The sequence below is a fragment of the Actinacidiphila sp. DG2A-62 genome (genome assembly GCF_035825295.1).
Lineage (GTDB): Bacteria > Actinomycetota > Actinomycetes > Streptomycetales > Streptomycetaceae > Actinacidiphila.
This window is the reverse complement of sequence record NZ_JAYMGI010000002.1, coordinates 5,816,035-5,841,724: the sequence shown is the minus strand read 5'-3', so window position 1 is coordinate 5,841,724 and position 25,690 is coordinate 5,816,035. Positions and strand designations below refer to the sequence as shown.

Annotated in this window: 26 protein-coding genes and 2 pseudogenes; 11 read left to right on the top strand and 17 right to left on the bottom strand. The window is 74.4% G+C overall.

All coding sequences use genetic code 11. The features are described from left to right. Window positions 1-70 precede the first annotated feature (70 nt). On the top strand, window positions 71-211 hold the full coding sequence (locus VSR01_RS26300) for a hypothetical protein (protein WP_326451585.1): 141 nt from the start codon (window positions 71-73) through the stop codon (window positions 209-211). 157 nt (window positions 212-368) lie between these two features. Here the strand turns inward: VSR01_RS26300 and VSR01_RS26295 are convergent, their stop codons facing one another. From VSR01_RS26295 to VSR01_RS26280, 4 genes and pseudogenes are all read right to left on the bottom strand, one after another. After that, the gene (locus VSR01_RS26295; RefSeq protein WP_326451584.1) at window positions 369-977 is read right to left on the bottom strand and encodes a MarC family protein; all 609 of its coding nucleotides are present in this window, start codon (window positions 975-977) and stop codon (window positions 369-371) included. A gap of 154 nt (window positions 978-1,131) precedes the next feature. Next, window positions 1,132-1,989, bottom strand: a complete 858-nt coding sequence (locus VSR01_RS26290) for a PHP domain-containing protein (RefSeq protein ID WP_326451583.1) — start codon at window positions 1,987-1,989, stop codon at window positions 1,132-1,134. Between the two features lie 158 nt (window positions 1,990-2,147). Beyond that, a pseudogene (locus VSR01_RS26285) lies at window positions 2,148-2,782 on the bottom strand (DUF6758 family protein). A 208-nt stretch (window positions 2,783-2,990) separates the two neighbouring features. After that, entirely contained in the window at window positions 2,991-3,584 is a 594-nt protein-coding gene (locus tag VSR01_RS26280) for a suppressor of fused domain protein (protein WP_326451582.1), read from the bottom strand. Between the two features lie 404 nt (window positions 3,585-3,988). On the opposite strand from VSR01_RS26280, the gene VSR01_RS26275 reads away from it, so the two are divergent. Next, window positions 3,989-5,131 carry a magnesium and cobalt transport protein CorA gene (locus VSR01_RS26275; RefSeq protein WP_326451581.1) on the top strand — a complete coding sequence of 381 codons (1,143 nt, stop codon included), beginning with the start codon at window positions 3,989-3,991 and terminating at the stop codon, window positions 5,129-5,131. 58 nt (window positions 5,132-5,189) lie between these two features. Here VSR01_RS26275 and VSR01_RS26270 read toward each other — a convergent pair whose 3' ends face one another. Further along, window positions 5,190-6,158 carry a DMT family transporter gene (locus VSR01_RS26270; protein ID WP_326451580.1) on the bottom strand — a complete coding sequence of 323 codons (969 nt, stop codon included), beginning with the start codon at window positions 6,156-6,158 and terminating at the stop codon, window positions 5,190-5,192. A gap of 586 nt (window positions 6,159-6,744) precedes the next feature. Between VSR01_RS26270 and VSR01_RS26265 the strand changes: the two genes are divergently transcribed. Next, window positions 6,745-7,245 carry a hypothetical protein gene (locus tag VSR01_RS26265; RefSeq protein WP_326451579.1) on the top strand — a complete coding sequence of 167 codons (501 nt, stop codon included), beginning with the start codon at window positions 6,745-6,747 and terminating at the stop codon, window positions 7,243-7,245. Between the two features lie 9 nt (window positions 7,246-7,254). On the opposite strand, the gene VSR01_RS26260 is transcribed toward VSR01_RS26265, so the two are convergent. Continuing rightward, window positions 7,255-7,986 carry a hypothetical protein gene (locus tag VSR01_RS26260; RefSeq protein ID WP_326451578.1) on the bottom strand — a complete coding sequence of 244 codons (732 nt, stop codon included), beginning with the start codon at window positions 7,984-7,986 and terminating at the stop codon, window positions 7,255-7,257. Window positions 7,987-8,137: 151 nt separating this feature from the next. Between VSR01_RS26260 and VSR01_RS26255 the strand changes: the two genes are divergently transcribed. From VSR01_RS26255 to VSR01_RS26245, 3 genes are read left to right on the top strand one after another with little or no spacing between them, the layout of a single operon-like run. Then, complete coding sequence (locus tag VSR01_RS26255) at window positions 8,138-9,565, top strand: magnesium transporter MgtE N-terminal domain-containing protein (RefSeq protein ID WP_326451577.1); 1,428 nt, start codon at window positions 8,138-8,140, stop codon at window positions 9,563-9,565. Then, window positions 9,555-10,172, top strand: coding sequence for a DUF1003 domain-containing protein (locus tag VSR01_RS26250; protein ID WP_326451576.1), 618 nt, complete (start codon window positions 9,555-9,557; stop codon window positions 10,170-10,172). The genes VSR01_RS26255 and VSR01_RS26250 overlap by 11 nt, the downstream gene beginning before the upstream one ends. Before the next feature lie 32 nt (window positions 10,173-10,204). After that, on the top strand, window positions 10,205-11,368 hold the full coding sequence (locus VSR01_RS26245; RefSeq protein WP_326451575.1) for an Mrp/NBP35 family ATP-binding protein: 1,164 nt from the start codon (window positions 10,205-10,207) through the stop codon (window positions 11,366-11,368). 60 nt (window positions 11,369-11,428) lie between these two features. On the opposite strand, the pseudogene VSR01_RS26240 reads toward VSR01_RS26245, so the two are convergent. The 4 genes and pseudogenes from VSR01_RS26240 to sigE all read right to left on the bottom strand — a co-directional run bounded on the left by VSR01_RS26240 (window position 11,429) and on the right by sigE (window position 14,870). Next, window positions 11,429-12,045: pseudogene (locus VSR01_RS26240) on the bottom strand (hypothetical protein). A 182-nt stretch (window positions 12,046-12,227) separates the two neighbouring features. Next, window positions 12,228-12,731: a sec-independent translocase gene (locus tag VSR01_RS26235; protein WP_326451574.1), complete on the bottom strand. Its 504-nt coding sequence runs from the start codon at window positions 12,729-12,731 to the stop codon at window positions 12,228-12,230. Between the two features lie 262 nt (window positions 12,732-12,993). Next, window positions 12,994-14,064 (bottom strand): anti-sigma factor, encoded by a 1,071-nt coding sequence (locus VSR01_RS26230; protein ID WP_326451573.1) that lies wholly within the window; start codon window positions 14,062-14,064, stop codon window positions 12,994-12,996. Then, window positions 14,061-14,870, bottom strand: coding sequence for an RNA polymerase sigma factor SigE (sigE, locus tag VSR01_RS26225; protein WP_326451572.1), 810 nt, complete (start codon window positions 14,868-14,870; stop codon window positions 14,061-14,063). The genes VSR01_RS26230 and sigE overlap by 4 nt, the downstream gene beginning before the upstream one ends. A gap of 237 nt (window positions 14,871-15,107) precedes the next feature. Between sigE and VSR01_RS26220 the strand changes: the two genes are divergently transcribed. Beyond that, the gene (locus tag VSR01_RS26220; RefSeq protein ID WP_326453824.1) at window positions 15,108-15,761 is read left to right on the top strand and encodes an O-methyltransferase; all 654 of its coding nucleotides are present in this window, start codon (window positions 15,108-15,110) and stop codon (window positions 15,759-15,761) included. Between the two features lie 142 nt (window positions 15,762-15,903). Here the strand turns inward: VSR01_RS26220 and VSR01_RS26215 are convergent, their stop codons facing one another. Next, entirely contained in the window at window positions 15,904-16,071 is a 168-nt protein-coding gene (locus VSR01_RS26215; protein ID WP_069464762.1) for a DUF3117 domain-containing protein, read from the bottom strand. A gap of 290 nt (window positions 16,072-16,361) precedes the next feature. On the opposite strand from VSR01_RS26215, the gene VSR01_RS26210 reads away from it, so the two are divergent. Then, window positions 16,362-17,144: an enoyl-CoA hydratase-related protein gene (locus VSR01_RS26210; RefSeq protein WP_326451571.1), complete on the top strand. Its 783-nt coding sequence runs from the start codon at window positions 16,362-16,364 to the stop codon at window positions 17,142-17,144. 25 nt (window positions 17,145-17,169) lie between these two features. On the opposite strand, the gene VSR01_RS26205 is transcribed toward VSR01_RS26210, so the two are convergent. Together VSR01_RS26205 and VSR01_RS26200 are read right to left on the bottom strand one after the other, a co-directional pair. Then, window positions 17,170-17,829, bottom strand: a complete 660-nt coding sequence (locus VSR01_RS26205) for a DNA-3-methyladenine glycosylase I (protein WP_326451570.1) — start codon at window positions 17,827-17,829, stop codon at window positions 17,170-17,172. Next, window positions 17,822-18,175, bottom strand: a complete 354-nt coding sequence (locus tag VSR01_RS26200; protein WP_326451569.1) for a DivIVA domain-containing protein — start codon at window positions 18,173-18,175, stop codon at window positions 17,822-17,824. The genes VSR01_RS26205 and VSR01_RS26200 overlap by 8 nt, the downstream gene beginning before the upstream one ends. A gap of 257 nt (window positions 18,176-18,432) precedes the next feature. Between VSR01_RS26200 and folP the strand changes: the two genes are divergently transcribed. After that, window positions 18,433-19,245 (top strand): dihydropteroate synthase, encoded by an 813-nt coding sequence (folP, locus tag VSR01_RS26195; RefSeq protein ID WP_326453823.1) that lies wholly within the window; start codon window positions 18,433-18,435, stop codon window positions 19,243-19,245. A 32-nt stretch (window positions 19,246-19,277) separates the two neighbouring features. On the opposite strand, the gene VSR01_RS26190 is transcribed toward folP, so the two are convergent. The 3 genes from VSR01_RS26190 to dapE form a co-directional block, all read right to left on the bottom strand. Continuing rightward, the gene (locus tag VSR01_RS26190) at window positions 19,278-20,120 is read right to left on the bottom strand and encodes a TIGR00730 family Rossman fold protein (protein WP_326451568.1); all 843 of its coding nucleotides are present in this window, start codon (window positions 20,118-20,120) and stop codon (window positions 19,278-19,280) included. A gap of 40 nt (window positions 20,121-20,160) precedes the next feature. Beyond that, entirely contained in the window at window positions 20,161-21,243 is a 1,083-nt protein-coding gene (locus VSR01_RS26185; RefSeq protein WP_326451567.1) for an alpha/beta hydrolase, read from the bottom strand. A 284-nt stretch (window positions 21,244-21,527) separates the two neighbouring features. After that, window positions 21,528-22,595, bottom strand: a complete 1,068-nt coding sequence (gene dapE / locus VSR01_RS26180) for a succinyl-diaminopimelate desuccinylase (RefSeq protein ID WP_326451566.1) — start codon at window positions 22,593-22,595, stop codon at window positions 21,528-21,530. Between the two features lie 266 nt (window positions 22,596-22,861). Here dapE and VSR01_RS26175 point away from each other — a divergent pair, with 266 nt between their 5' ends. Both VSR01_RS26175 and VSR01_RS26170 read left to right on the top strand, forming a co-directional pair. After that, a complete protein-coding gene (locus tag VSR01_RS26175; RefSeq protein WP_326451565.1) occupies window positions 22,862-23,800 on the top strand; it encodes a heavy metal transporter in 939 nt (312 codons plus the stop codon). Window positions 23,801-24,011: 211 nt separating this feature from the next. Next, on the top strand, window positions 24,012-24,488 hold the full coding sequence (locus tag VSR01_RS26170; RefSeq protein WP_326451564.1) for a hypothetical protein: 477 nt from the start codon (window positions 24,012-24,014) through the stop codon (window positions 24,486-24,488). Between the two features lie 70 nt (window positions 24,489-24,558). On the opposite strand, the gene dapC is transcribed toward VSR01_RS26170, so the two are convergent. Next, window positions 24,559-25,656: a succinyldiaminopimelate transaminase gene (gene dapC / locus VSR01_RS26165; RefSeq protein WP_326451563.1), complete on the bottom strand. Its 1,098-nt coding sequence runs from the start codon at window positions 25,654-25,656 to the stop codon at window positions 24,559-24,561. Window positions 25,657-25,690 lie beyond the last annotated feature (34 nt).

Sequence of the window (25,690 nt, the reverse complement as noted above, 5' to 3'; positions counted from 1 at the left end):
AGCGTAAGGAATAGTTAGAAGGGGGTGTTCGTTGACCACACATGTAACGCGCGACGAAGGGAGAAGCCCCATGCGCTTTGAGATCCTCCGACTGGACGACGCCGACGGCAACGCTGTGGACAGCACCGTCGTGGACGCCTCCGCGGTAGACGAGATGGTGCAGCAGGCCGCAGCACTGGGTCAGCGCATCCTCATCCGCCCCGCGGACTGACCCCAAGGCTTCCGCGCGGCGGCCCGACCGCCCGCGCGGGCGCACGCAACGGCGCCCCGTACAGCAAGGACGTACGGGGCGCTTTCGCATCCCCGGCGCCGTTTCCCGGAGCCGTTTCCCCGGGGCCGTTTCGCCGGGGCCGTTTCCCGGGGGCCGCTCAGCCCTCGCCGTGGACGAAGCCGAAGATTCCGTTGGCCACGGACTGGACGGCGATGGCGGACAGCAGCATGCCGGACAGGCGGGTGACGAGGACGACGCCGCCCTCCTTGATCAGGCGGATGATCGCCAGCGAGTAGCGCATCGTCAGCCAGAGGACCGCGTGCATCGCGATGATGGCCAGCCAGACCGAGGTCTGCGCGGCGAAGCCGTCGGCGTGCTGGACGGCGAGGATCACGGTGACGATCGCGCCGGGGCCGGCCAGCAGGGGCATGCCGAGGGGGACCAGCGCGACGTTGACGTCCTTGGTCTGGGTCGGCTCCTCCGCCTTGCCGGTGAGCAGGTCGAGGGCGATCAGCAGGAGCAGCAGGCCGCCGGCCACCCGCAGCGCGGGCACCGACACGTGCAGGTAGTCCAGGATCTGCTGGCCGCAGATGCCGAACACGGTGATCACCGCGAGCGCGACGGACGCGGCCTGCCAGGCCATCCGCCGCTGCACCTTCGTGGCGCGGCCCGAGGTCAGCGCCAGGAAGATCGGCGTGATCCCGGGCGGGTCCATGATCACGAACAGCGTGACGAACACGGAGCCGAACAGCGTGAGGTCGAACATGGCGAGTCTTTCCGGACGGGGGTGAGCGCCCCGGTGGCAGCGGGGTGGGGTGGGTGCGCGGTGGCGCGGGGACAGGCTGGGGCCGGCGGTGCGCCGGTGGAGGCGGGGGCGGGGGCGGGGGCGGGGATGCGGAGAAGGGGCGGAGGCGGGGGCGCTAGACCGCGGAGATGGGCTGCGCGCCGGTCGCGCGGCGGGCGATCTCCACATAGACCTCGGGGTCGGTGACGCACTCCCCCAGCCGTACGGTCTTGCGGGTGCCGTGGTAGTCGCTGGAGCCGGTGACCAGCGCGCCGGTGTCCTTCGCCAGCGCCCGCAGCCGGTCCCGGGTCGGCGCGTCGTGGTCGACGTGGTCGACCTCCAGGCCGTCGAGCCCGGCGGCGACCAGCTCCGCGATCACCGGGTCGGGCACGGTCGCGCCGCGCTTGCTCGCGCCGGGGTGCGCGAAGACGGTGACGCCGCCCGCGGCCTTGACCAGGCGCACCGCCTCGAACGGGTCCAGCTCGTGCTTGGGCGCGTACGCGCGACCGCCGTCGGCCAGCCACTGCGGCGTGAACGCGTCGGAGACCGAGGGCACCACGCCCAGGTCGACCAGGGCGGCGGCGATGTGCGGCAGGCCGACCGAGCCGTCGCCGGCGATCGCGGCCACCTGCTCCCAGGTCACCGGCACGCCGAGGTCGCGCAGCTTGGCGATCATGGCCTGCGCGCGCGGCACCCGGTCGTCGCGGACGAGTTCGCGGGCGCGGTGCAGGTCCTGGTCCGCGGGGTCGAAGAGGTACGCGAGCATGTGCATGCTCGTGCCGTCGATCCGGCAGGACAGCTCGGCCCCGGTGACCAGGGTCAGCGGCCGGTCCAGCGCGGGCAGGGCGCGGGCCGCCTCGGCGTGGCCGGCGACGGTGTCGTGGTCGGTGAGCGCGACGACGTCGAGCCCGGCCGCGGCGGCGGCCCGTACGAGATCGGCGGGGGTGTCCGTGCCGTCCGACGCGGTGGAGTGCGTGTGCAGGTCGATTCGCACGAGGGCACTCCGTTGACGGGGGACGGCGGGACGGGAAAGGCGGGCCCGGCCCGCGCCCGGCCAGCATAACGCCACGGGCCGGCGGGGCCTCGTCCGGTCGCGCCCCGCCCCGGACGCTCACCCGCCCCGCTGCCCCGGCCGCCCCCCCCCCGCCGCAGTTACAGCAGGCGCGGCGACAACGCTCCGCACGGCAGCAGGTCGACCTCCGCGCCGGCGTCGCGCAGATCGGTGAGGACCAGCTCGTCGTACATCAGCAGGCCGGTCTCCTCCGGCCAGACCACCGCCCACAGCCACAGGCCGCGCGCCTCGCCCGCGAAGACGACGCGGTCGTCCGGGGCGCCGTCCACGTGCCACAGCGGCGTGGGCCGCCCGGCGGCGAGGACCTTGGCGTGGGCGGGCCGGTCCAGGCACATCGCCGGGCCGGGGTCGGGGCCCTCGATGCCGGCGTAACGGGCGCCGAGCCCGACCCCCAGCTCCTCGGCGATCAGCATCAGCTCCCCGGCCCGCCGAGCGGTCCGGGTCCCGAGCAGGTGACGGCGGTCGCGCGGCCCCCGCTGCGGTCGTCGCCCACCGACGCGACGCCGGAGAAGAGCCAGCCGACCGGGAGCGGCCAGGGCATCCACACCGGCACCCGGGAGCGGTTCACGACGACGCCGAGCGCCTCGACGCTGGGGGGCACCACCGGCTGGAGCGGGTGCACGGCGCCGTGGACGGCGCACTGCCAGGTGTCGGCGAAGAGTCCGGGCGCGCGGACCCTGCCTCCGCACTTCGGGCACCTGGGTTCGCCCCTCATAAGGTTCAACGGTCCTCCTGGCCCCTGCCCGCGTCAAGGACGATCACCCGTCCGGGCCCGCCTCCGCGCACGGGTCCGGCGGACGCTCCCGCGGGTCCGGCAAGCGTCCCCGAGCGCGGCCGTCGCACAGGCCCCACAGGCCCCGACCAGGCCGCGACAAGGCCCCGGCCAAGGCCCCGACCAGGCCGCGACAAGGCCCCGACACGCCCTAGTCCAGCGCCACGGACCCCCGCAGCGGATCGCGCAGGTCCGTGCCCGCGGCGAGCCAGCGCTCCTGGAGGGCCGCCGCACCCCGCACCCGCTTCCACGCGGCCTCGTTCGCGGTCATCGGCAGCAGCGGCAGGAAGCGGACCGGGTCCATGGGCTCCGCCAGGACCAGGTCGTCGACCAGCCCGCCGCCCTCGCCGACGAGCACCGCGGAGAACGGCGCGCCCGGCCACAGCGGCTCGCCGACGTCCAGGGAGTTGCCGGGCGCCACCACGACACCCTCCACCTGCGGCGACGCGGCCAGCACGGCCAGCGGTCTGAGCACGCCCGCGGTGTCGACGGCCCCGGCCCGTACGCTCAGCAGCAGTTCGGCGCGCGGACCGCGGACCGGGTCGACGGCGGTGGCCAGCGGGTCGGCCATGGGCTGGGCGGACATGCCCAGCGTGGCGTAGCGCAGCAGGTCGCCGTCGGCGAAGCGGAGCACCTCGATGCGGTCGGCGCCGACGAAGGTGACCGCGGCGCGGGCGTCGGGCGGGCCGAAGACGGAGCACAGCCGCTCCTCGACCAGGGCGGGCAGATCGGCCGATCGGATCATGCCGCGAGCATAGAACGCGTATGGAAGCGGCAAAGCGCGACGGCGGCGCTCCACCGTCTTGCTAAGGTGGAGCGTTCACACAACGTCATCCCTCAGCGGGGAACGGCCGGAGGAGGTGGGACTGACATGGATCGAAGTCGACCGTGCAGTACCGGCAGCTCCTCCACGTGGCGCCCTTCCGCGGTCTGAGCCTCCGCGTTCCATACCCGGTCCCCGGACCGTGAAACGCGGGATTCTCCTGCTGTGAACCCCGGGCTCCCGGGAACCCGCGCGAGCAGTGCCGCGCGTCGGAGGAGCTTGCTGGACTGCCTGGCGATCGACCGGCGATCAATGGCGATCAGCCACCCCCCACCAGCAATCCAGTGCGGCGTGTTGCCGTCGGCCAGTCCGTGAAGGAGCTTGCCATGTCGATGATCCGTGATCTGCGCGCAGTCGTCCGCCCGGCGCTGCGCAAGTCCACCGCTTCGTACGACTACGGCCCGGCCCAGGACATCGCCGCATCCAGTGCCGTGGTGGACTGCGCGGTGTACCGCGACGGGGTCCGCTGCGACAGCTCGGGGCTGCGCGAGGCGCTGCGGACGGTACGCCGCGGGCGGCCGGCCGAGAGCTGCGACGGCAGCGACGGCTTCGTGTGGATCGGTCTGCACGAGCCCACCGAGCAGGAGTTCGCGGGCATCGCCGAGGAGTTCGGCCTGCACCCGCTGGCCGTCGAGGACGCGGTGCACGCCCACCAGCGGCCGAAGCTGGAGCGCTACGACGACTCGCTGTTCACCGTCTTCAAGACGATCCGCTACGTCGAGCACGCCGAACTCACCTCCACCAGCGAGGTGGTGGAGAGCGGCGAGGTGATGGTCTTCACCGGCCGGTACTTCGTCATCACCGTCCGGCACGGCGGCCACGGCTCGCTGCGGGCGCTGCGGCACCGGCTGGAGGGCGACCCGGAGCTGCTGGCCAAGGGCCCCTCCGCGGTGCTCCACGCGATCGCCGACCAGGTGGTGGATGACTACCTCGCGGTCACCGAGGCGGTCCAGGACGACATCGACGACGTCGAGATCGACGTCTTCTCCGCGGGCAACAGCGGCGGACCCGGCAAGGCGTCCCGCGGCGGCGACGCGGGGCGGATCTACCAACTCAAGCGCGAGGTCCTGGAGTTCAAGCGGGCGGTGTCGCCGCTGCTGCGGCCGATGCAGGTGCTCGGCGAGCGGCCGATGCGGCTGATCGACCCGGAGATCCAGAAGTACTTCCGCGACGTCGCCGACCACGTGGCCCGCGTGCACGAGCAGGTCACCGGCTTCGACGACCTGCTCAACTCGATTCTCCAGGCCAACCTCGCGCAGGCGACGGTCGTCCAGAACGAGGACATGCGCAAGATCACCGCGTGGGCGGCGATCCTGGCGGTGCCGACGATGATCACCGGCGTCTACGGCATGAACTTCGACCACATGCCGGAGCTGCGCTGGAAGTACGGCTATCCGGTGGTGCTCTGCGCGATCCTCGCGATCTGCTACGCGATCCACCGGGGATTCCGGCGCAACGGGTGGTTGTAGGCGTCGCGGGGACAGCGGGGACAGCAGGGGCGGCGGGAGCCCGCGGGGGCCGTACGGCTCAGGCCGCGGGCTCCACGGCGGGGGTCCTCCTGCGGTCGGCGAGGATGACCAGGGCCAGGCCCGCGAGGATCACGCCGAGCGCGGGGTAGGCGGCGGCCGGCGGCGTCTGGCCCAGCCACAGCGCGGCCACCAGCGCCGCGCCCGGCGTCTCCAGCAGGATCGCGGTCGACGTGGTCGACGGGCCCAGGCCCCGCACCACCCGGTTGAGCAGCGAGTGCCCCAGCAGCTGCGCGGCCACGGTCAGCGCGGCGATCTTCAGCCAGGTGCGGCCGTCGTAGCCGCCCAGCGCCGAGCCCGACACCAGGCAGGCGCCGAGCAGCGCGACCGCGGTGGTCGAGTAGCAGACGTAGGTGTACGCGGTGGTGCTCGCGGTCCGCCGCACCTCCGAGCCCAGCAGCATGTACACCGCGGCCGCCGCGCCCGCGGCCAGCGCCAGCGCGTCGCCCTCCAGGGCGCGGCCGTCCGTCGACAGGTCGATCCCGGTCAGGATCAGCACGCCGGCCACGGCGAGGCCGGTGCCCGCCCACACCATGCCGGGCGGCCGGTGGCCGCGCAGCCGCAGGATCAGCGTGGTCCAGATCGGCGTGGTGGTGACCAGCGCGGTGGACGTCGCGACGGAGGTCATGTCCAGGCTGGGCAGCCAGAGGCCGAAGTGCAGGGCGAGGAGGAGGCCGGCGGCGAGCGAGAGCAGGGTGGCGCGGCGGCCCATCGTGCGCAGTTCGGTGCGGTGGCGCCACAGGGCGACGGGGCTCAGGACGCCGACGGCGATGGCGTTGCGCCAGAAGGCGATGGCCAGGGCGGGGGCGGTGGTGGCGGCGATCAGGGGGGCGGAGAGGGAGACGCCGGCGACGGCGAGGGTGAGGAGGGTGAGGTCGAGCGTGCGGGGTGCCTGCGGCGCTGCGGGGGTGGGGGTGGGGGGCGGGGCGGTCGCGGCGGGGGGCGCGGCGTGCGAGGCGGGGACGGTCACGCGTCCAGCGTAAGCGTGGCGTGTGACGCCGACGCCCGGCGGTGCCTCGGCCGGGTGCGGCTGCGTCGGCGTGGCGCTGGGCGTTGCCTCGGCCGGGTGCGCTGCGTTGCGTGTACGGGTCGGGGTCGCCCCGGGGGTATCTCCTCGGACTTCGAAAGTGGCGGCTTTCGTTGCCTGCTTTCCGCCGGTGTTGTTTTCGAAGTCCTGCGGGGACACCCCCGGACCGCCCCCTCGGGCCGCATGTGCGCTGCGGGTCTCTTTCTGCGTCCCGGTGGCGCCGGAGGTCAGCAGGCCGGGGTCGCGGGGCTTCTGGTCGGCTGGACGCTGAGCGTTCACATCAGGGGCGCGGGGAACCGCGCGACAAGCCACGACGGCGGTGCGGACGGGGACGGACTGTTCGGGGCAGCCGGGCGGCCGGCTTTTCAGGGGCGCGGGGAACTGCTCCCCCAGACTCCGTCCGGGAGGTGCCCCCACCAGCCACAGCGGACCGCTGGACGGGGACGGCGAGGACGGGGCAGACGCTCAGCCGGTCCGTCAAGGGCGACAGCGGGAAAGGGGCAGCGTCGAGGGAACTTAAAGTGGGGGGATGGGTGACGTGGTGAGTGGGCTGGTCGAGGAGAGCGCTCGGAAATCGGGGCTCGTGTGGGTGAACGGCCAGGCCGTCTGGCACGCCTGGGCGGACGGCGCGGTCGTGCTGGTCACGGGACCGGGCGAGCAGCCCGCGCCGGGACTGGTGGACGGCGGGGCCGCGTCCGTGGTGGCGCGCAGCAAGGACAAGGGCGGGCGGCTGGTGACGTGGAACGCCCGCGTGGAGGTGCTCGCGCCGGACGCGGAGGCGTGGGGCGTGGCCGCCGCGGAGCTGAAGGGGAAGCGGCTGAACTCGCCGGACGGCGAGGCGATCACCGAGCGCTGGGCGCGGGAGTGCTCGGTGTTCCGGCTGGTCCCGGTGGGAGGGCCGGTGGAGTATCCGGGGGCCATGCCGGAGGGCTCGGGGGCCGCCGCGCCGGTGGCCACGCGGGCGACGACGCGCCGGCCGATCCCCGCGGGTCTGCCGAAGCTGCTGGCCCGGCGGCGCGGGAAGGGCTGACCCGGCCGGCTACTTCTTCGGCGTGGTGCCGACCGTGGAGCCGTAGTCCACGACCTGGGACTTCGCGGGGGCGGCGAGCGTGAAGTCCTGGCCCCAGTCGGAGAGCGTGAGCGTGCCCGCGCCGTTCGCGCGGACGTAGCGCAGGGGGTAGGGCGTGCCCTTGAGGGAGACGTCGAGGGAGCCGCCCCGGGAGCCGTTGAGCGCGATGGTCTTGACGGCGTCGACCTTGCGGTGGTCGCCGACGGAGACCTCGCCGTCCAGCACGAAGAGGTCCGCGAGCAGGACCTTCTTGTCGGTGAAGCCGCTGAACTGCTGGTAGGCCGGGTCGCCGGGCGGCACCTTGACGTACTTGCCGTTGAGCTTGGCCGCCGCGGCCTGGCTGTCCTTGTCGTCGCCGTCGCCGTAGAAGTCCGCGCCGGCCTTGAGGTAGAGGTCGTCGCCGACGCGCAGCAGCTGGAAGGTGCCGGCCTTGGAGGAGACCTCGCCGACGCCGCCGTTGTCGCGCAGCCGCATGTCGAGGCGGTAGGACTGGCCGCCGCTGACCACGGTGCCGGCCAGCCGCAGCGCGTGCGCGCCGGCCGCGGCGGTCTTGGCCTGCCGCTCGATGGAGGCCGCGGGCAGCTTGCCGACGCCGTTGGTGCCGGCGTCCGGGTCGCCGCCGATGCCGAGGCAGCCGCCGAGCGCGGGCCCCGCGCAGAGCACGGCGACGGCGGCGATGGCGGTCCTGCGGCCGGAGTGCACGGCGGGTCGTCCTCCTGTGGGGTGGCGGGCGGGCGGTGCAGAAGCTACCGCAGCGTACCCCCGGGGAGCACCCCGCAGGGCGGCCAAGATCGGCCCGGAGTAGCCTGGCAGCGGTACGAGGTGCGGACCGGAGCAGCCCTGGGAGGCCCTGATGGTGGCTGGCGCACCGCGGGTCTTCGTGTCGCACCTGGCCGGCGTGGCGGTGTTCGACCCGACCGGCGACCAGGTGGGCCGGGTCCGTGACGTCGTGGTGATGCTGCGGGTCGGCGGGCGCCCGCCGCGGGTGCTCGGGCTGGTCGTGGAGGTGGTCAGCCGGCGCCGGATCTTCCTGCCGATGACCCGGGTGACCGGCGTGGAGTCGGGGCAGGTGATCACCACCGGGGTGGTGAACATGCGGCGCTTCGAGCAGCGCAAGACCGAGACGCTGGTGCTGGGCGAGCTGCTGGACCGCCGGGTGCGGCTGGTCGCGGAGGACTCCGGGGAGGGGCCGCGCGGCGCCGAGGGCAGCGGCGAGGAGGTCACCGTCCTGGACGTGTCGATGGTGCAGCTGCCGGCCCGCCGGGACTGGGAGATCGACAAGGTCTTCGTGCGGCGCGGCAAGAAGGGCGCGCTGCGACGGCGCGGCGGCACCCTGACGGTGGACTGGTCGGCGGTCAGCGGGTTCTGGCTGACCGAGGAGGGCCAGGGCGCGGAGAACCTGGTGGCCACGTTCGAGCAGCTGCGCCCGGCGGACCTGGCGAACGTCATGCACCACCTGTCGCCCAAGCGGCGCGGCGAGGTCGCGGCGGCGCTGGACGACGACCGGCTGGCGGACGTGCTGGAGGAGCTGCCGGACGACGACCAGGTGGAGATCCTCGGCAAGCTCCAGGAGGAGCGCGCCGCCGACGTGCTGGAGGCGATGGACCCCGACGACGCCGCCGACCTGCTGGCCGAGCTGCCGGTCGCCGACCAGGAGCGGCTGCTGACGCTGATGCGGCCGCAGGACGCGGCCGGCGTGCGGCGGCTGCTGTCGTACGAGGAGCGGACCGCCGGCGGCCTGATGACCACCGAGCCGATCGTGCTGCGCCCGGACGCCACGGTGGCCGACGCGCTGGCCCGCATCCGCAACCCCGACCTGTCGCCGGCGCTGGCCGCGCAGGTCTACGTGTGCCTGCCGCCGGACGAGACGCCGACGGGCAAGTACCTCGGCCTGGTGCACTTCCAGCGGCTGCTGCGCGATCCGCCGTTCACGCTGGTCGGCTCGATCGTCGACACCGACCTGCAGCCGCTGCCGCCGGACACCGCGCTGCCGTCGGTGACCAGCTTCCTGGCCACGTACAACATGGTGTCCGCGCCCGTGGTGGACGACAGCGGCTCGCTGCTCGGCGCGGTCACCGTGGACGACGTGCTGGACCACCTGCTGCCCGAGGACTGGCGGGAGACCGACCTGCACGGCGCGGTGGGCGCGCACGCGGCGGGCGGCCCGGACGGGGACCGGGCGGACGGCGGCCCGCGGGAGGGCCCGGACGGCGCCGAGGACGCTGAAGACGCCGACGACGAGGGCCGCGGTCCGGTGGAGGAGGCCGCCGATGACCGCTGAGGAGCGGGACCGCGAGCGCGGCCGGCACCACCCGGCGGGCGCGACCGCCACCGGACGGTCCAGGACCCGGCTGGACCAGCCGCGCGCGCCGCGGCGCAGCCTGCTGCCGTCGTACGACCCGGAGGCGTTCGGCAAGTTCTCCGAGCGGATCGCGCGCTTTTTGGGCACCGGCCGGTTCATCGCGTGGATGACGGTGGTCATCCTGGTGTGGGTGGCGTGGAACGTCTTCGCGCCGCGGCACCTGCGCTTCGACCAGTACCCGTTCATCTTCCTGACCCTGATGCTGTCGCTGCAGGCGTCCTACGCGGCCCCGCTGATCCTGCTGGCGCAGAACCGGCAGGACGACCGGGACCGGGTCAACCTGGAGCAGGACCGCAAGCAGAACGAACGCAGCATCGCCGACACCGAGTACCTGACCCGGGAGGTCGCCGCGCTGCGGGTGAACCTCGGCGAGGTGGCCACCCGCGACTGGATCCGCTCCGAACTCCAGGACCTGGTCAAGGAGATCGAGGAGCGGCAGAACCACGGCCTGCCGGCGCCCCACCCGCGCGCGCCCGCGGGCCGGCCGCGCCCCGCGGGTGACGAAAGCGACGGCCGGGGTCGCTGAACCGGCGGGTAGGACCGCCGTACCATCGACCTATGGCTACGACCACTCCCCCTGCCGGCACCAAGCCGACCGACGAAGCCGTGCGCGCCGCGCTGGCGACCGTGGACGACCCGGAGATCCACCGACCGATCACCGACCTCGGCATGGTCAAGTCCGTCGACATCGCCGAGGACGGCGCGGTCGCGGTCGCGGTCTACCTGACCGTGGCCGGCTGCCCGATGCGCGACGAGATCACCGGCCGGGTGTCCACCGCGGTGGGCCGGGTGCCGGGCGTCAGCTCGGTGCGCGTCACGCTGGACGTGATGAGCGACGAGCAGCGGCGTGAGCTGGCGTCGTCGCTGCGCGGCGGCCAGGCCGAGCGGGAGATCCCGTTCGCCAAGCCCGGCTCGCTGACCCGGGTCTACGCGGTCGCCTCCGGCAAGGGCGGCGTCGGCAAGTCCTCGGTGACGGTCAACCTGGCGGCGGCGATGGCCGCGGACGGCCTGAAGGTCGGCGTCGTCGACGCGGACATCTACGGCCACAGCGTGCCGCGCATGCTGGGCGCGGACGGCCGTCCCACCCAGGTCGAGAACATGATCATGCCGCCGTCGGCGAACGGCGTGAAGGTCATCTCGATCGGCATGTTCACCCCCGGCAACGCGCCGGTGGTCTGGCGCGGCCCGATGCTGCACCGCGCGCTGCAGCAGTTCCTGGCCGACGTCTACTGGGGCGACCTGGACGTGCTGCTGCTGGACCTGCCGCCCGGCACCGGCGACATCGCAATCTCGGTGGCCCAGCTGATGCCGAACGCGGAGATCCTGGTGGTGACCACCCCGCAGCAGGCCGCGGCCGAGGTGGCCGAGCGGGCCGGCTCGATCGCGGTGCAGACGCACCAGAAGATCGTCGGCGTGGTGGAGAACATGGCGGGCATGCCGTGTCCGCACTGCGACGAGATCGTGGAGGTCTTCGGCACGGGGGGCGGCGACCGGGTCGCCGAGGGCCTGTCCCGCACCACGGGCACGACCGTGCCGGTGCTCGGCCGCATCCCGATCGACGTGCGGCTGCGCGAGGGCGGCGACGACGGCCGCCCGGTGACGCTCTCGCACCCCGACTCCCCCGCGGGCGCCGCGCTGCGCACCATCGCCGGCAAGCTCGGAGGCCGCGCCCGCGGCCTGGCGGGCATGTCCCTGGGGATCACCCCCCGCAACAAGTTCTGAGGCGCGGCTGCGGGTGCTGACGCCGGGCGTCAGCACCCGCACGGGGCAGCCCGGACGGCCCTATGCCGCCCCGTACTCCGTGAGGTCGCGCACGACGCTGAGCGCCAGCCCGTACGCGCTGAGCCCGCGTCCGTACGCGCCCAGGTGCACCCCGCGCGCCGCGCCCGCCATCACCCAGCCGTACTCCGACTCGCGGTAGTGGAACGCCGTCGGCTCCCCGTCCACCGGAAGGGTGAGCGTCGACCAGCTCGGCCCGGTCAGGTCGTCCGCCAGCTCCCACGCCGCCGCGGTCTGCTGGTCCATCCAGTCCTGCCGCAGCGCCCGCTCCATGTGCGTGGGCCACGTGCACGACAGCAGGCCGGAGCCGGCCAGCCAGGCCGCCGAGGAGACCGAGGTCGCCTCCAGCAGCCCCGTGCCGTCCGCGCTGCGCCAGCCGGCAGGCGCGCGACGGTCACCACGACCGCGAACCGCTGCCCCTCGGGCTCGGTGGCCTCCGCCTTCAGGGAAGGCTCGTCGCCGTGCCCTATCGAGCCGTGCTCGACCGTGCCGTCCGCGCTGACGCCCACCGCGCCGAGCCAGCGCGGGCCGGTGAAGGCCTCGTCCAGCCCGTACCACGGAAAGTCGGCCATCAGGTAGCCGTCGACCGCCCCTTGTGCCGTGCCGGTCTTCGTCTCCATTGGGTCGCGCCTCCTCCATGCCCACACATGGGCGACTCGCCATCTTGCCCGACCCTGGGGGGGTTCGGGACCAGAAACGGCGTGGGGTGACGGCGAACACACGGTCAAACCGCACCCGAACGGATGAAAAGCGGCCATGGGGTTGACGGACCCCGCGGGGGCGTGACCCGAGGTGGGGCCGGTCAGGTGGCGTCGGCGTCGAAGGGCGGCGCCTCGCCCGGGTCCAGCCGGTCCTTCTTCGTCAGCCGGTCGGGCGTGGCGGACCCCGCGGACCCCGACGCTCCGCGCGCGCCGGAGGACCCGGTCGCGGTGGCCGGCTCCACGCCGTTCACCGCGTCGGTGACCTCGGCCATGTCCTTGCGCAGGTCGGCGACCTCGGCCATCTCCTTGCGCAGGTCGAAGCTGTCGCGCAGTTCCTTCAGCTCGTTCAGGCCGTACTCATCGTCGTCGCTCATCAGGTTCTTGCGGATGAACGTCTTGGGGTTGAGGTCCTCGAACTCGAAGTCCTTGAACTCCGGCCCCAGCTCGCGGCGGATGTCCTCCTTGGCGCTGTCGGAGAACGCGCGCACCTTCCGGATGAACGCCATCGTGTCCTGGATGACCTTCGGCAGCTTGTCGGGGCCGAAGACGAGCACGGCAAGGACCACGAGCGCGACCAGCTCAAGCGGGCCTATGTCGAAGAACACCTTGCAGCTCCTTGGGACGACCACGGCCGGGTGCGCCCGGATGGGCAGAGTCCGGCGGACTTACGGTACCCGCCCGCACCCGGGGCGCGGGAGTGGCCCAGGCCAACACTACGTCGCCGCGCGGTAAAGGTTGACCCCTCGCCGCGCCCTTCGGAGCAGGTCCCGCGTGCGGGTGCGCGGGCGGGATCGCGGGTGGGGCCGGGCGCGGGTCCCCGTGCCGGGCCCCGGCGCGGGTCCTCGGGCGGGCCCCCGGCGCGCGGCCTCAGTGCAGGACCACCGAGGACGCGGACAGCGCGTACGGGGAGGACGGGGAGGACCTGACCACCGCCTGGTAGGGCTGCGGCCGGGGCGCGTCGGGCCAGGTCGAGGGGACCGCGGCGGCCGGGGTGCGGCGGCCGGCCCGCTCCTCCGCGTCGAGCATGCCGCGCGGGGTGACGCCGCGGGTGTCGGAGACCGTGCTGGTGCTGGCGCCCAGCGGGCTGACCGCGGGGCCGTCGTCCGGGTGGGCGCCGCCGTCGACCGCGGCCTCCATCGGCAGGGCGCCGCCGATGGCGATGGCCGCCATCGAGAAGGCGCCGGCCGCCGCGAAGGCGAACCTGCGGCCGCGCGAGGCGGGCGCGCTCCCGGCGCCGGAGCCGCCCGGCGTGCCGGACGCGCCCACCGCGGTCGCGCCGTGGGCGCCGCGCGTGTCGGCCCCCGCGCCCACCGGCCGGCCGCGGCCGGCCGCCGGGGCCAGCGGGCTGACCGGGGTGATCGCGCGGATCGCCTGGTGGACGCGGAAGCCGCGGGAGCGGGAGCCCGCGGGCGCGGTCAGGTCGCGCCCCGGGCCGAGGTAGGAGTAGTCGTCCCGGCGGCTGCCGCCGAACAGCCCGGGGCCCGAGCCGAGCAGGCCGCCGTCGAGCGGACCGTGGCGGGCCGCCCGGTCGTCGTCCGCCTCGGCCGGGCGGAGCGGACCGCCGCCGGGCAGGGCGGGTCCGCCGGAGCCGCCGGGGAGCGTGGGTCCGCCGGGTCCGCCGGGGAGCGTGGGACCGCCGGAGCCGCCGGGCAGACCGGTGTCCGCGCCCATGCCGGGCAGCCCCTGGAGCCGCGCCAGCAGCCCCGCCGAGATGGCCGGCAGCTCGGACTGCGCGATGACCGACTTCATCCGCCGCTGTTCGGCGGCGGCCGTCTTGCACTGCGGACACGTCGCCAGATGGGCGAGCACCCGGTCACGGCTGTCGTCGGTCAGCTCGCCGTCGACGAACGCGGCGAGCCGGTCTCCGAGGTGCTGCTCGGCGGGCGCAGAACGCTGGGTGCGTTGGGGACGCGCCTCGCCAGAACCGCTGCTGCTCACGCTCTCCCGCCCTCCAGGCCAGGTTTGGGTGCGGTGGCAGCGAGTGCGGGGGCCGGGACGGGTCGAGCGGCGACCGCCGGGGCCCGGTGTTCCAGAGCCTTGCGCAGGTGGGACCGGCCGCGGTGGATGCGGCTGCGGACCGTGCCCAGCTTCACGCCGAGGGTCGCGGCGATCTCCTCGTACGACAGCCCCTCGATGTCGCAGAGCACCACGGCGGCACGGAACTCCGGGGCGAGGGTGTCCAGCGCCTGCTGGACGTCCGCGTCGAAGTGCGTGTCGTTGAAGTGCTGCGCGGGGGACGGCTCGCGGCTGGGCAGCCGCTCGGCCGCGTCGTCCCCGAGGGCGTCGAAGCGGATCCGCTGGCGGCGGCGCACCATGTCCAGGAAGAGATTGGTCGTGATGCGGTGCAGCCAGCCCTCGAACGTGCCGGGCGTGTAGGTGGACAGGGATCGGAAGACCCGCACGAAGACCTCCTGGGTGAGGTCCTCCGCGTCGTGCTGGTTGCCGGTCAGGCGGTAGGCCAGCCGGTAGACCCGGGCACTGTGCGTGCTGACGATCTCCTCCCAGGAGGGAGGCGTCCACGACTGGGCGTCCCCGTCGACAGCGAAGGTCGCGGTGGCGCTGCTCGCGGCGTCGTCGTCGGATTCGAGGGACACGCCGTTGTCGCGTGAACGGTCGTCAGCGGTGTTGGTCACGGATTTGGGCTGTCCGGCCGACCGGCGAAAGCGGATGAGCGCCTTCCGGTCACCGGCCGCAGCCGCACCTCCCCTGTCGGCTCTGGTGGTGTCCAGTAGAGCCCCTACCATATCCACCTCGCCCGTTAGCTCCGGATAAACGTACTGCTCGCAGTGCTTTCGCAGCTCTCGCAGTGCATTCGTGGTCGTACTTTTCGCAGTGCTGCCGAAGACGGGTGAACACCTCTGCTCTCCCGTCCGTGTGCCTTCTCTGTGCCCAACGCGCGGCCCCATCAGCAGGTTCCCGACGGTCCGCGAACCGGCAGCAGATACAGTCGCCCCGGCGGGACCGCAGCGGCGGTACCACGGATCGGGGAGAGGGCCATTAGCGGCAACCGGCAGGCGGACTGGGCGTTCGCCGACGCGTTCGTCGCCGAGGACGACGTGCTGATACGCGCCCGCGCGCGCTCGCACGCCGAGGGTCTGCGGCCGGTCTCCCCCGGCACCGGCGCGGCGCTGCGGCTGCTGGCGGCGGCCAGCGACGCCAAGGCGGTGGTGGAGATCGGCACCGGCGCCGGCGTCTCCGGCATCCACCTGCTGCGCGGCATGCGCCAGGACGCGGTGCTGACCACGGTGGACTCCGAGCCGGACCGGCAGCAGCTGGCCCGGCAGGCGTTCGCCGAGGCGGGCCTGACCGGCAGCCGCTCCCGGTTCATCTGCGGCCGGGCGCTCGCGGTGCTGCCGCGGCTCACCGACGGCGGCTACGACATGGTCTTCTGCGACGCGGACCGGCTGGAGTACCTGGACTACCTGGACGAGGCGCTGCGGCTGCTGCGGCCGGGCGGCGTGGTGTGCTTCGAGGGCGCCTTCGGGCGCGGCCGGGCGCTGGACGCCTCCCACCAGGACGCAGAGTCCCAGCACCTGCGCGAGCTGCTGCGCGCGGTGCGCGACAGCCCCCGGCTGTCCCCGGTGCTGCTGCCCACCGACGACGGCCTGCTCTGCGCGGTCCGCCGCCGCCCCTGAGCGGCGCGTCCGGGCCCGCGCCGCGCCTGGGCCGCCGCCCGCGCACGACGACCGCACACGACGACCGAGCACGACGACCGCGGCCACGCTTCCCGTACGGTGACGGGGCGTGGCCGCGGTCGGGTTTCCGGGGAAGCTGGTCTCAGGCGATGGCCTTCTTCAGCGCATCGCCGAGGGCATCCGCCTCGTCCGGGGTCAGCTCGACGACAAGCCGCCCGCCGCCCTCCAGCGGAACGCGCATGATGATGCTCCGCCCCTCCTTGGTCACCTCGAGCGGGCCGTCACCCGTCCGCGGCTTCATGGCCGCCATGCTCGTTCCCCTTCCTGAAACCAGCTCGGACTCGAACACATTGGTTCTCGGCCATTATCCCGCATCCCGGGACCCGATGACCAATAGCCGGAGCGGTCCGTTCGCGGCCGGGCCTGCGCATAACCGGCCAATTCACCGGCCGGGCCCGGCGGGCGGGGTCCGCGCGGGACCCGGCCGACACCTGATTGTTTGATGTTCGTCACATGGGCCGCACGGGTCCGCGCGGGGTGCGCCGCGGGCCGGGTCGGGCATTCTGGCCGGGACACCCACCGCGACGAAGGGGTAGTGCCATGGCCGACGGCGTGCTGTACGAGGTGGTCGACGGGCTCGCCACCGTCACCTTGAACCGGCCCGGCGCGATGAACGCGCTCGACACGCGGACCAAGGAGGCGCTGCGGGACTCCCTGGCCGGGGCGGCGCGCGACGAGGACGTGCGCGCGGTGCTGCTCACCGGGACCGGGCGCGCCTTCTGCGTCGGGCAGGACCTGAAGGAGCACGCCGAGGTGCTGGCGGCCGGCGGCGGCATGACCACGGTCGGCGAGCACTACAACCCCATCGCGCTGGCCATCGCGACCATGCCCAAGCCGGTGGTGGCGGCCGTGAACGGCGTCGCGGCGGGCGCGGGCGCGGCCTTCGCCTTCGCGGCGGACTACCGGGTGGCGGCGGAGTCGGCGTCGTTCACCACGGCCTTCACCGATGTGGGCCTCGCCGCGGACTCGGGCATGTCGTGGACGCTGCAGCGGCTGGCCGGCTACGGGCGCGCCGCCGACCTGCTGCTCTTCCCGCGCCCGGTGCGGGCGGCCGAGGCGCTGTCGCTGGGCCTGGTGCAGCGGGTGGTGCCGGACGCGGACCTGCCGGGCGAGGCGCTCGCGCTGGCCCGGAAGCTGGCCGCCGGGCCCACCCTGGCCTACGCGGCGGTGAAGTCCGCGCTCGCCCACGCCGCGTCGCACACGCTGCCGGAGGCGCTCGCGCTGGAGGACACGCTGCAGAACAGGGCGGGCGCCTCGGCGGACCACCGGGCGGCGGTGGAGGCGTTCCTGCGCAAGGAGAAGCCGGTCTTCGAGGGCCGCTGAGCCCTGGGAGCCCGGGTCCCGGCTCTCAGCGCGCGCCGCACCCCGCCAGGTGGTCGTTGACCAGGCCGCACGCCTGCATCAGGGCGTACGCGGTGGTCGGGCCGACGAACCGGAAGCCGCGCTTCTTCAGGTCCTTGGCCAGCGCGGTCGACTCCGGGGTGACCGCGGGGACGTCGGCGAGCGTGCGCGGCGCCGGGCGGGTGGCCGGGTCGGGCGCGTAGGACCAGATCAGCGCGTCGAGACCGCCGTCGTAGGAGGCGCGTACCTGCCGCGCGGCGGCCGCGTTGGAGATCGCGGCGTCGATCTTGGCGCGGTTGCGGATGATGCCCGGGTCCGCGAGCAGGCGGGCCCGGTCGGCGTCGGTGAACGCCGCGACCTTGTCGATCAGGAAGCCGTCGAAGGCGGCCCGGAAGCCTTCGCGCCGCCGCAGGATGGTGATCCAGGACAGCCCGGACTGGAACGCCTCCAGGCAGATCCGCTCGAAGAGCGCGTCGTCGCCGTGCACCGCCTTGCCCCACTCGCCGTCGTGGTAGGCGACGTAGTCCGGCGTGGACAGCCCCCACGGGCAGCGGGCCACGCCGTCCTCGCCGACGACCGGTCCCGCCGCGTCGGGGGCGTCGGCGACCGGGCCCTCGGCGGAGACGGCCGGGCCCTCGGCGGGGGCGGCCGGGGTCGGCTCACTCATGCGCGTCGTCCCCGTGGACCGGCGGCGGCAGTTCGTCGGCGAGGGTCGAGCCGTGCGCGTGCACACCGGCCAGCGAGGACTCCAGTTCGGCGATCCGCGCGTCGCGCTCGGCCAGTTCGGCGCCGAGCCGGTCGAGCACCTCGTCCACGTCGAGCATCCGGTAGCCGCGCAGCGCGGTCGGCAGCCGGACCGCGTCGATGTCGCCGCGCACCAGCGGGCGGTCCGGCGGCAGCCGGTCGTGGATGCGGTCCGGGTCGGCGTCCTTCAGCGCGCCGCCGTCGCCCAGTACGGCCATCGCCACCGCGGCGACCACCGCGACGAGCGCGATGAGCATGAACCAGAACACGTCGATCTCCCCAGGAACTCAAGGACGGGCGGTTACGGGCGGGTGGAACGCGGTGCAGCGGTGGAGCGGCGGAACAGGTGGTGCGGGGTCGAGCGGGTGCTGCGGGTGGTGCGGGGCAGAGCCGGTGGAGCGGGTGCCGCGGTGCGGGTGCTACGTGTCAGGCACGATCGTGCCACGATCGCATGAGTCTGAGATGAGGAGCGGCAGTGGCACTTCGGCTGGGCAGCCGGGAATTCGGCGAGCGGGACCAGGTGATCATGGCGATCGTCAACCGTACGCCCGATTCGTTCTACGACCAGGGCGCCACGTTCACCGACGAGCCGGCGCTGGAGCGGGTCGCGCGGGCGGTGGCCGAGGGCGCGGAGATCATCGACGTCGGCGGGGTCAAGGCGGGGCCGGGCGAGGAGGTCTCGCCCCAGGAGGAGATCCGCCGCACCGCGGGGTTCGTCGCCGAGGTGCGCCGCCGCCACCCGGACGTGGTGATCAGCGTGGACACCTGGCGGCACGAGGTCGGCGAGGCGGCCTGCGAGGCCGGCGCGGACCTGCTCAACGACGCCTGGGGCGGCGTCGACCCGGCGCTCGCGGAGGTCGCCGCGCGGCACGGCGCGGGCCTGGTGTGCACGCACGCGGGCGGCGCCCGGCCGCGCACCCGGCCGCACCGGATCGGCTACCAGGACGTGATGGCCGACATCCTGCGCGTCACCGTGGGGCTGGCCGAGCGGGCGGTGGAGCTGGGAGTGCGGCGGGACGGGGTGCTGATCGACCCGGGCCACGACTTCGGCAAGAACACCCGGCACTCGCTGGAGGCCACCCGGCGGCTGCCGGAGATGGCGGCCACCGGCTGGCCGGTGCTGGTGTCGCTGTCGAACAAGGACTTCGTCGGCGAGACGCTGGACCGGCCGGTCAAGGAGCGGCTGATCGGCACGCTCGCCACGACGGCGGTCTCGGCGTGGCTCGGCGCGCGGGTCTACCGCGTGCACGAGGTGGCCGAGACGCGCCAGGTGCTGGACATGGTCGCCGCGATCCGCGGCGACCGGCCCCCGGCGGTGGCCCGCCGGGGTCTCGCCTGAGCCCCCGCTCGCGGCGGCGACCGCGGCACGCGCTACGCGGACTCCTTGGTGACCAGCTTGACCGCCTCGTCGACGTCGTCGGTGAGGTGGAACAGCTCGACGTCCGCGGCGGACGCCTTGCCCTGGGCGACCAGGGTGCCGCGCACCCAGTCGGCGAGCCCGCCCCAGTAGTCGGCGCCGAACAGCACGATCGGGAAGCGGGTGACCTTCTTGGTCTGCACGAGGGTCAGCGCCTCGAACAGCTCGTCCAGGGTGCCGAACCCGCCGGGCAGCACCACGAACCCGCGGGCGTACTTCACGAACATTGTCTTGCGCACGAAGAAGTAGCGGAAGTTCACGCCGATGTCGACGTAGGGGTTGAGCCCCTGCTCGAAGGGCAGCTCGATGCCCAGGCCGACCGAGACGCCGCCGGCCTCCAGCGCGCCCTTGTTGGCGGCCTCCATCGCGCCGGGGCCGCCGCCGGTGATCACCGCGTGCCCGGTCGAGGCCAGCGCCCGGCCGATCCGCACCCCCGCCTCGTACTCCGGTGAGTCCACCGGGGTGCGGGCGGAGCCGAAGACGCTGACCGCGGGCCCCAGTTCGGCGAGCGCGCCGAAGCCCTCCACGAACTCGGACTGGATGCGCAGCACCCGCCAGGGGTCGCTGTGCACCCAGTCGGTCTCGCCGCGGCTGTCCAGCAGCCTCTGGTCGGTGGTCCCCGACTGCACCTGGCCGCGCCTCCTGATCACCGGTCCGGTGTGCCGCTCGGGCCAGCCCCGGCCCTCGGGGTAGCCCTGTCCGTCGGGGTACCCCTCCGCGGCGGCGGCCGCCGCCGCGGCCGCGTCCTGCCAGGCGTCGTCCTGGCCGTCGCGTGGTTCCTTCACGTCGTCTGTCATACCGGCAGGGTACGCACCGCGGGTCGGCGCGGGGCACGGCTCATGGTGCGGCGGAGGGGGCGAGCGGGACCACCCTGGGCGCCTCGATCCGGCCGCTGACCCAGGTGAACGCCTCGGGGAACATCCGGCCCCAGGTCTTCCAGTTGTGGCCGCCGTTGCTGATCCGGATCGTCGTGACGTGCGTGGGCGGGGAGACCGCGCCGGTGATCGCGGCGGCGAACTTCGGCGGGCTCTCCGGGTCCTGGTCGCTGGACTCGACCAGCAGCTGCACGTCGGGGGCCGGCACGGTGTGGTGCGCCAGCCACACCGGGGAGCGGACGCCGCGGCTGGGGTCGTCGGGCGCGAGCGCGGCGCCGGCCGCGAAGGTCTCGGGATGCTCCAGGGCGAGCCGGGCCGCGCAGTAGCCGCCGGTGGATATCCCCATCACCGCCCAGCCGCGCGGCGCGGGCAGGGTACGGAAGTTGCGGTTGACCGTCCTGACCACGTCGTCGGTGAGCCAGGTCGCGACGCGGCTCTTGCCGGGGACGTCGGCGCAGCCGGTGTTCACCCGGTCAGGGGTGATCGTCGGCAGCACGAGGATGGCGGGCTCGGCGCGCCCGGCGGTGATCTGGTCCTCCATGATCCGGCCGAGCCGCATCCCGCGCAGGAAGCTGTGCGGCGTGCCGGGTATGCCGTGCAGCACCTCGATCACCGGGAAGCGGGTGTGCGCGAACTCCTTCTTGCCGTACTGCGGCGGCAGCCACACGATCACGTCGCCCTTGGTGCCGGAGTGCCAGCCGCGCACGGTGGCCCGCTCGAAGCCCTGCGAGTAGGCGGTGAACTTCGCGCGGTAGTCCGGCACCGCGGGGGTGGTGGGCGCGCCGGGTCCGGCGGTGGGCCGGCCGCCGCTGTTGGCGCTGCCGAGCAGGTCGTCCCAGGAGGCGTAGAAGCCGTACTGATTGTTCACCACGACCATGACCACGAGGATCGCGGTGAGCTGGCACATCACGATCATCCCGAGCCGGGCGGCGAGCCGCACGGGCCGCGGCCCGCGCACCCGCTGCCACAGCAGCACCGCGCCCGCCACCGCGGCGATGGCCGCGACGAACAGCAGCGCCGTGAACCACGTGCTGGTCAGCCCCACGACGCGCCTCTCCCCCTCCTCGTCCCGCCACCCCCCGCGTCCGTCCGCGCGGAGGTGCTCCCGTGATCCCTCGACCACACACCATGCCGGGTAGGAGGACCCTTCCGCACCCCAGTTCGGTTGCTCACGGAGGGTGTGACATAGGGGGCGGGAACGCAGGAGGCGGGCGTGACCGGGGAGGCCCCGGGGACGGGCGCGGCGGGTCGCCCGGCCGGGGGACGGTCGTACGAACGCCCGGCCGCGTACGGTCGCCCGGCCGGCGGCGCGGTGCGGCGGTCAGGCGGTCAGGCGGTCAGCCAGCGGCGGAGCTTCTCCTCGGCCTCCAGCACCGCGGCGACGGCGACGTGCTCCTCGCGGGTGTGGGCGAGCGCGGGGTCGCCGGGGCCGTAGTTCACCGCGGGGATGCCCAGCGCGGAGAAGCGCGCGACGTCGGTCCACGCCTCCTTGGCGGCCGGCGGCGTCCCGATCGCCTCGACGAACGCCGCCGCGGCCGGGTGCGACAGTCCGGGCAGCGCGCCCGGCGCGCTGTCGGTCAGCTCCACCGCGAAGCCCTCGAAGACCTCGCGCACCCGGTCCAGCGCCTCGGCCTCGCTCTGGTCGGGCGAGAAGCGGTAGTTCACGGTGACCGCGCAGGAGTCCGGGATCACGTTGCCCGCGTGGCCGCCCTCGATCCGTACGGCGTTCAGGCCCTCGGGGTAGACCAGGCCGTCGATCTCCACCCGGCGCGGCTGGTACGCGGCCAGGCGCGCGAGGATCGGCGCGGCCTTGTGGATGGCGTTCTCGCCCAGCCAGCTGCGCGCGGAGTGGGCGCGGCGGCCGGTGGTCGTCACCCGGACCCGCAGCGTGCCCTGGCAGCCGCCGTCGACCCGGCCGCCGGTCGGCTCCATCAGCACGGCGAAGTCCCCGGCGAGCCAGTCGGGGTGGCGCTCCACCAGCCGCCGCAGGCCGTTGAACTCGGCGGCGATCTCCTCCGCGTCGTAGAAGACGAAGGTCAGGTCGCGGTTGGGCGCGGGCAGCGTCGCGGCGAGCCGCAGCTGCACGGCGACCCCCGCCTTCATGTCCGAGGTGCCGCAGCCCCAGAGCACGCCGTCGGCGTCCAGCCGGGAGGGCAGGTTGTCCGCGACGGGGACGGTGTCCAGGTGGCCGGCCAGCACGACGCGCTCGGCGCGGCCGAGGGCGGTGCGGGCGACCACCGCGTCGCCGTCGCGGTCCACCGTCAGGTGCGGGACCGCGCGCAGCGCGCCCTCCACCAGGTCGGCGAGGGGCTTCTCCTGGCGGCTCTCGGACGGTACGTCCACCAGGCGCGCGGTCAGGGACCCCGCGTCGACGGTCAGATCCAGTCCGTTGCGCATCCCGCGAGCTTAGTCGCCTCCCGCTCGGGCCCCACCCGCCCGGCCCGACGCCGGGCGTGCTTTTCAGGCCCGCGCCCCCCTGTCAAAGGGGCTGTTCCTGCCGGAGACGGACCACCCGCCGGTGGAGGGCTGAGCGCGCAGTTCCCCGCGCCCCTGATGGGCCGGCGCCCAGCGCTGAGCCGACGTACAGGGGCCGCGCCCCTGATGGGCCGGCGCCCAGCGTCGAGGGGGACGGACGGGGGGCCGGAGGACGGTAACCTTCCGCCGTGCCCACGTCGTCCAGGCCCGCGGGGAAGAGCAAACCCGGGGCCTGCCTCACGTTCCTCACCGCGGTGATCGCGCTGCTGGCCCTCGGCGTCTTCCTCGCGTACCACTTCAGCCGCACCTCCCCCGAGGGGGCCGGCTGCACGGTGACCGCCGACGGTGACGTCCTGAAGCTCACGCCGGAACAGGCCTCGAACGCCGCGACGATCGCCGCCGTGGCGACCTCCCGCGGCCTGCCCGAGCGTGCGGTGACGATAGCGCTGGCGACCTCGCTGCAGGAGTCCCGCCTGGAGAACCTCGACCACGGCGACCGGGACTCCCTGGGCCTGTTCCAGCAGCGCCCCTCCCAGGGCTGGGGCACCTCGCAGCAGATCCTCGACCCCGTCTACTCCTCAAACTCCTTCTTCGACAGCCTGGTGAAGATCGACGGCTACACCCGGCTGCCGCTGACGGTGGCCGCGCAGAAGGTGCAGAAGAGCGGCTACCCGCAGGCGTACGCCAAGCACGAGGCGGACGCGACGCTGCTGTCGGGCGCGCTGACCGGGCAGGACGCGGGCGCGCTGAGCTGCACCACCGGCGCGGACACGCCGTACAGCGCGGGCGGCCGGCTCGGGAGCACCGCGAAGGTGACGGCGCGGCTGACCCGGGAGTTCGGCACGCGGGTGCGGCCGCGGGAGGACGCGGCCAGCCCGCGCACCGTCGCGGTCCCGGCGGCGCCGTCCGGCGGTTCGGCGGAGGGCGCGGGGACGCGCCGCGGCTGGGAGGTCGCCCAGTGGGCCGTGGCCCACGCGCACGACCTCAAGGTGGAGGAGGTCGCCTTCGGCGACATGCGCTGGCAGGCGGCGCGCTCCGGCAAGGGCTGGCAGAAGCAGAAGCAGTCCGCGCACGCGTCGGGCGCGCGCCCGTCCCCGGACGACGTCCGCATCACCGTCGCGCGCTGAGCCGTTCCGATCACCGCCGCGCGCCGAGCCGTCCCCGCAGCCGGGGCGGCCGAGCGGCGCACGGCCCGGGGCCCCGGCGATGCCCAGCGGCAGGCGCCGATTCACCCACGCGGGCGGACTTCGCGGAGCTTCACTCGAACGGCCGCAACCTCGGAGGCGGTCGGACCGGTAGGCAGGGGGAAGTGCAAGCCGTCAGACGAAACGAGGAGTCATGTCCCTCTCCCTCCCACGCCGCCTCGCCAGGACCGTCCTGCTCGTGGGCGCCGCGGCCACCGCGCCGCTGCTCGCGGCCGGCGCCGCGCACGCCGCGGAGGCCGCCGCACCGGCCGGACCGGGCCTCGGCGGCCTGACCGCGCTGGACGGCGACGGCCTCGGCGACGCCGTGGAGAACGCCTCGCACCAGACCACCGTGCTGGCCGCGAACGCGGGAACGGACGCGATGAAGACGACCCTGCCGACCGCCGACCAGGTGCTGAGCACCGCGGGGCACGACGCCCTGCCGGACGTCCGGGACGCGGCCGGCGGCGCGACGGATTCCGCGGGCCGGCTGCTCGGCGGCGCCGCCGAGTCCGCGACGGCCGACCTGCCGGCGACGCAGGCGCTGCCGACCACCTCGCTGGTGCCCAACCTCGGCGCGCTGCCTCCCCTCCCGGCTGCCGACCGGCTCCCGCTCAGCGGACTGGTCTGAGCAGGCCCCGAGCCCGCCGGCGATCGAGGTCGCCCGGGGGCGGCGCCGCCGCCCCCGGAACCCCGAACCGCTAGCCGAGCCGGGCGACGGCCGCCGCGACGCGCTCGTCGGTGGCGGTGAAGGCGATCCGCACGAACTGCGCGCCCGCGGGTCCGTAGAACTCGCCGGGGGCGACCAGGACGCCGAGCTTGGCCAGGTCGCCGACGGTGTCCCAGCAGGGCTCGCCGCGGGTGGCCCACAGGTAGAGGCTCGCCTCGCTGTGCTCGATGCGGAAGCCGGCCGCGCGGAAGGCGTCGCGCAGCGCGGCGCGGCGGCGGGCGTACCGCTGCTTCTGCTCCACCGCGTGCGCGCGGTCGCCGAGCGCGGCGGTCATCGCCGCCTGCACCGGCTGCGGCACGATCATGCCGGCGTGCTTGCGCACCGCGAGCAGTTCGGCGACGACGGCCGGGTCCCCGGTCAGGAACGCCCCGCGGTAGCCCGCGAAGTTGGACCGCTTGGACAGCGAGTGGACGGCCACCAGCCCCTGGTGGTCGTCCCCGCACACGTCGGGGTGGAGCACCGAGACCGGCTCCGCGCCCTCCCAGCCCAGTTCGATGTAGCACTCGTCGGCGACGACGAGGACGCCGTGCTCGCGCGCCCAGGCCACGATGCGGCGCAGCTCGGCCGCGGCGAGCACCCGGCCGGTCGGGTTGGACGGGCTGTTGAGCCACAGCAGGCGTACCCGCGCGGGGTCGAGGTCGGCGACCGGGTCGTCGTAGGTGACGGCCTGCGCGCGGGTGAGCAGCGCGCCGATCTCGTAGGTGGGGTAGGCCAGGTGCGGGAAGCCGACCTGGTCGCCCTCGCCGAGGTCGAGCAGCGTCGGCAGCCAGGCCACGAGTTCCTTGGAGCCGATCAGCGGCAGGATGTGCGCGGGGTCGGCGCCGGTCACGCCGTGCCACTGCCGCAGATATCCGGCGGCGGCCTCGCGCAGCGCCTTGGTGCCGTAGGTGAGCGGGTAGCCGGGGCTGTCGGCCGCGGCGGTGAGCGCCTGCCGCACCACCTCGGGCACCGGGTCCACCGGCGTGCCCACCGACAGGTCGACCACGCCGTCCGGGTGCGCCGCCGCCGCGGCCTTGTAGGGCTCCAGGCGGTCCCACGGGAAGACCGGGAGGCGGGCGGAGATGCTCAACGTGCTCACTCTCGCTTTGCGTCGTGCGGGTGAT

What these genes read in the sequence shown, in the direction of transcription:
- VSR01_RS26245 (WP_326451575.1), top strand. Translation starts at nt 10,205, where the DNA reads ATGGCTACGACCACTCCCCCTGCCGGCACCAAGCCGACCGACGAAGCC.
- VSR01_RS26295 (WP_326451584.1), bottom strand. Translation starts at nt 977, where the DNA reads ATGTTCGACCTCACGCTGTTCGGCTCCGTGTTCGTCACGCTGTTCGTG.
- VSR01_RS26205 (WP_326451570.1), bottom strand. Translation starts at nt 17,829, where the DNA reads ATGAGTGAGCCGACCCCGGCCGCCCCCGCCGAGGGCCCGGCCGTCTCC.
- folP (WP_326453823.1), top strand. Translation starts at nt 18,433, where the DNA reads ATGGCGATCGTCAACCGTACGCCCGATTCGTTCTACGACCAGGGCGCC.
- VSR01_RS26170 (WP_326451564.1), top strand. Translation starts at nt 24,012, where the DNA reads ATGTCCCTCTCCCTCCCACGCCGCCTCGCCAGGACCGTCCTGCTCGTG.
- VSR01_RS26250 (WP_326451576.1), top strand. Translation starts at nt 9,555, where the DNA reads ATGACCGCTGAGGAGCGGGACCGCGAGCGCGGCCGGCACCACCCGGCG.
- sigE (WP_326451572.1), bottom strand. Translation starts at nt 14,870, where the DNA reads ATGGTAGGGGCTCTACTGGACACCACCAGAGCCGACAGGGGAGGTGCG.
- VSR01_RS26280 (WP_326451582.1), bottom strand. Translation starts at nt 3,584, where the DNA reads ATGATCCGATCGGCCGATCTGCCCGCCCTGGTCGAGGAGCGGCTGTGC.
- VSR01_RS26275 (WP_326451581.1), top strand. Translation starts at nt 3,989, where the DNA reads ATGTCGATGATCCGTGATCTGCGCGCAGTCGTCCGCCCGGCGCTGCGC.
- VSR01_RS26190 (WP_326451568.1), bottom strand. Translation starts at nt 20,120, where the DNA reads ATGACAGACGACGTGAAGGAACCACGCGACGGCCAGGACGACGCCTGG.
- dapE (WP_326451566.1), bottom strand. Translation starts at nt 22,595, where the DNA reads ATGCGCAACGGACTGGATCTGACCGTCGACGCGGGGTCCCTGACCGCG.
- VSR01_RS26210 (WP_326451571.1), top strand. Translation starts at nt 16,362, where the DNA reads ATGGCCGACGGCGTGCTGTACGAGGTGGTCGACGGGCTCGCCACCGTC.
- VSR01_RS26255 (WP_326451577.1), top strand. Translation starts at nt 8,138, where the DNA reads ATGGTGGCTGGCGCACCGCGGGTCTTCGTGTCGCACCTGGCCGGCGTG.
- VSR01_RS26215 (WP_069464762.1), bottom strand. Translation starts at nt 16,071, where the DNA reads ATGGCGGCCATGAAGCCGCGGACGGGTGACGGCCCGCTCGAGGTGACC.
- VSR01_RS26265 (WP_326451579.1), top strand. Translation starts at nt 6,745, where the DNA reads ATGGGTGACGTGGTGAGTGGGCTGGTCGAGGAGAGCGCTCGGAAATCG.
- VSR01_RS26300 (WP_326451585.1), top strand. Translation starts at nt 71, where the DNA reads ATGCGCTTTGAGATCCTCCGACTGGACGACGCCGACGGCAACGCTGTG.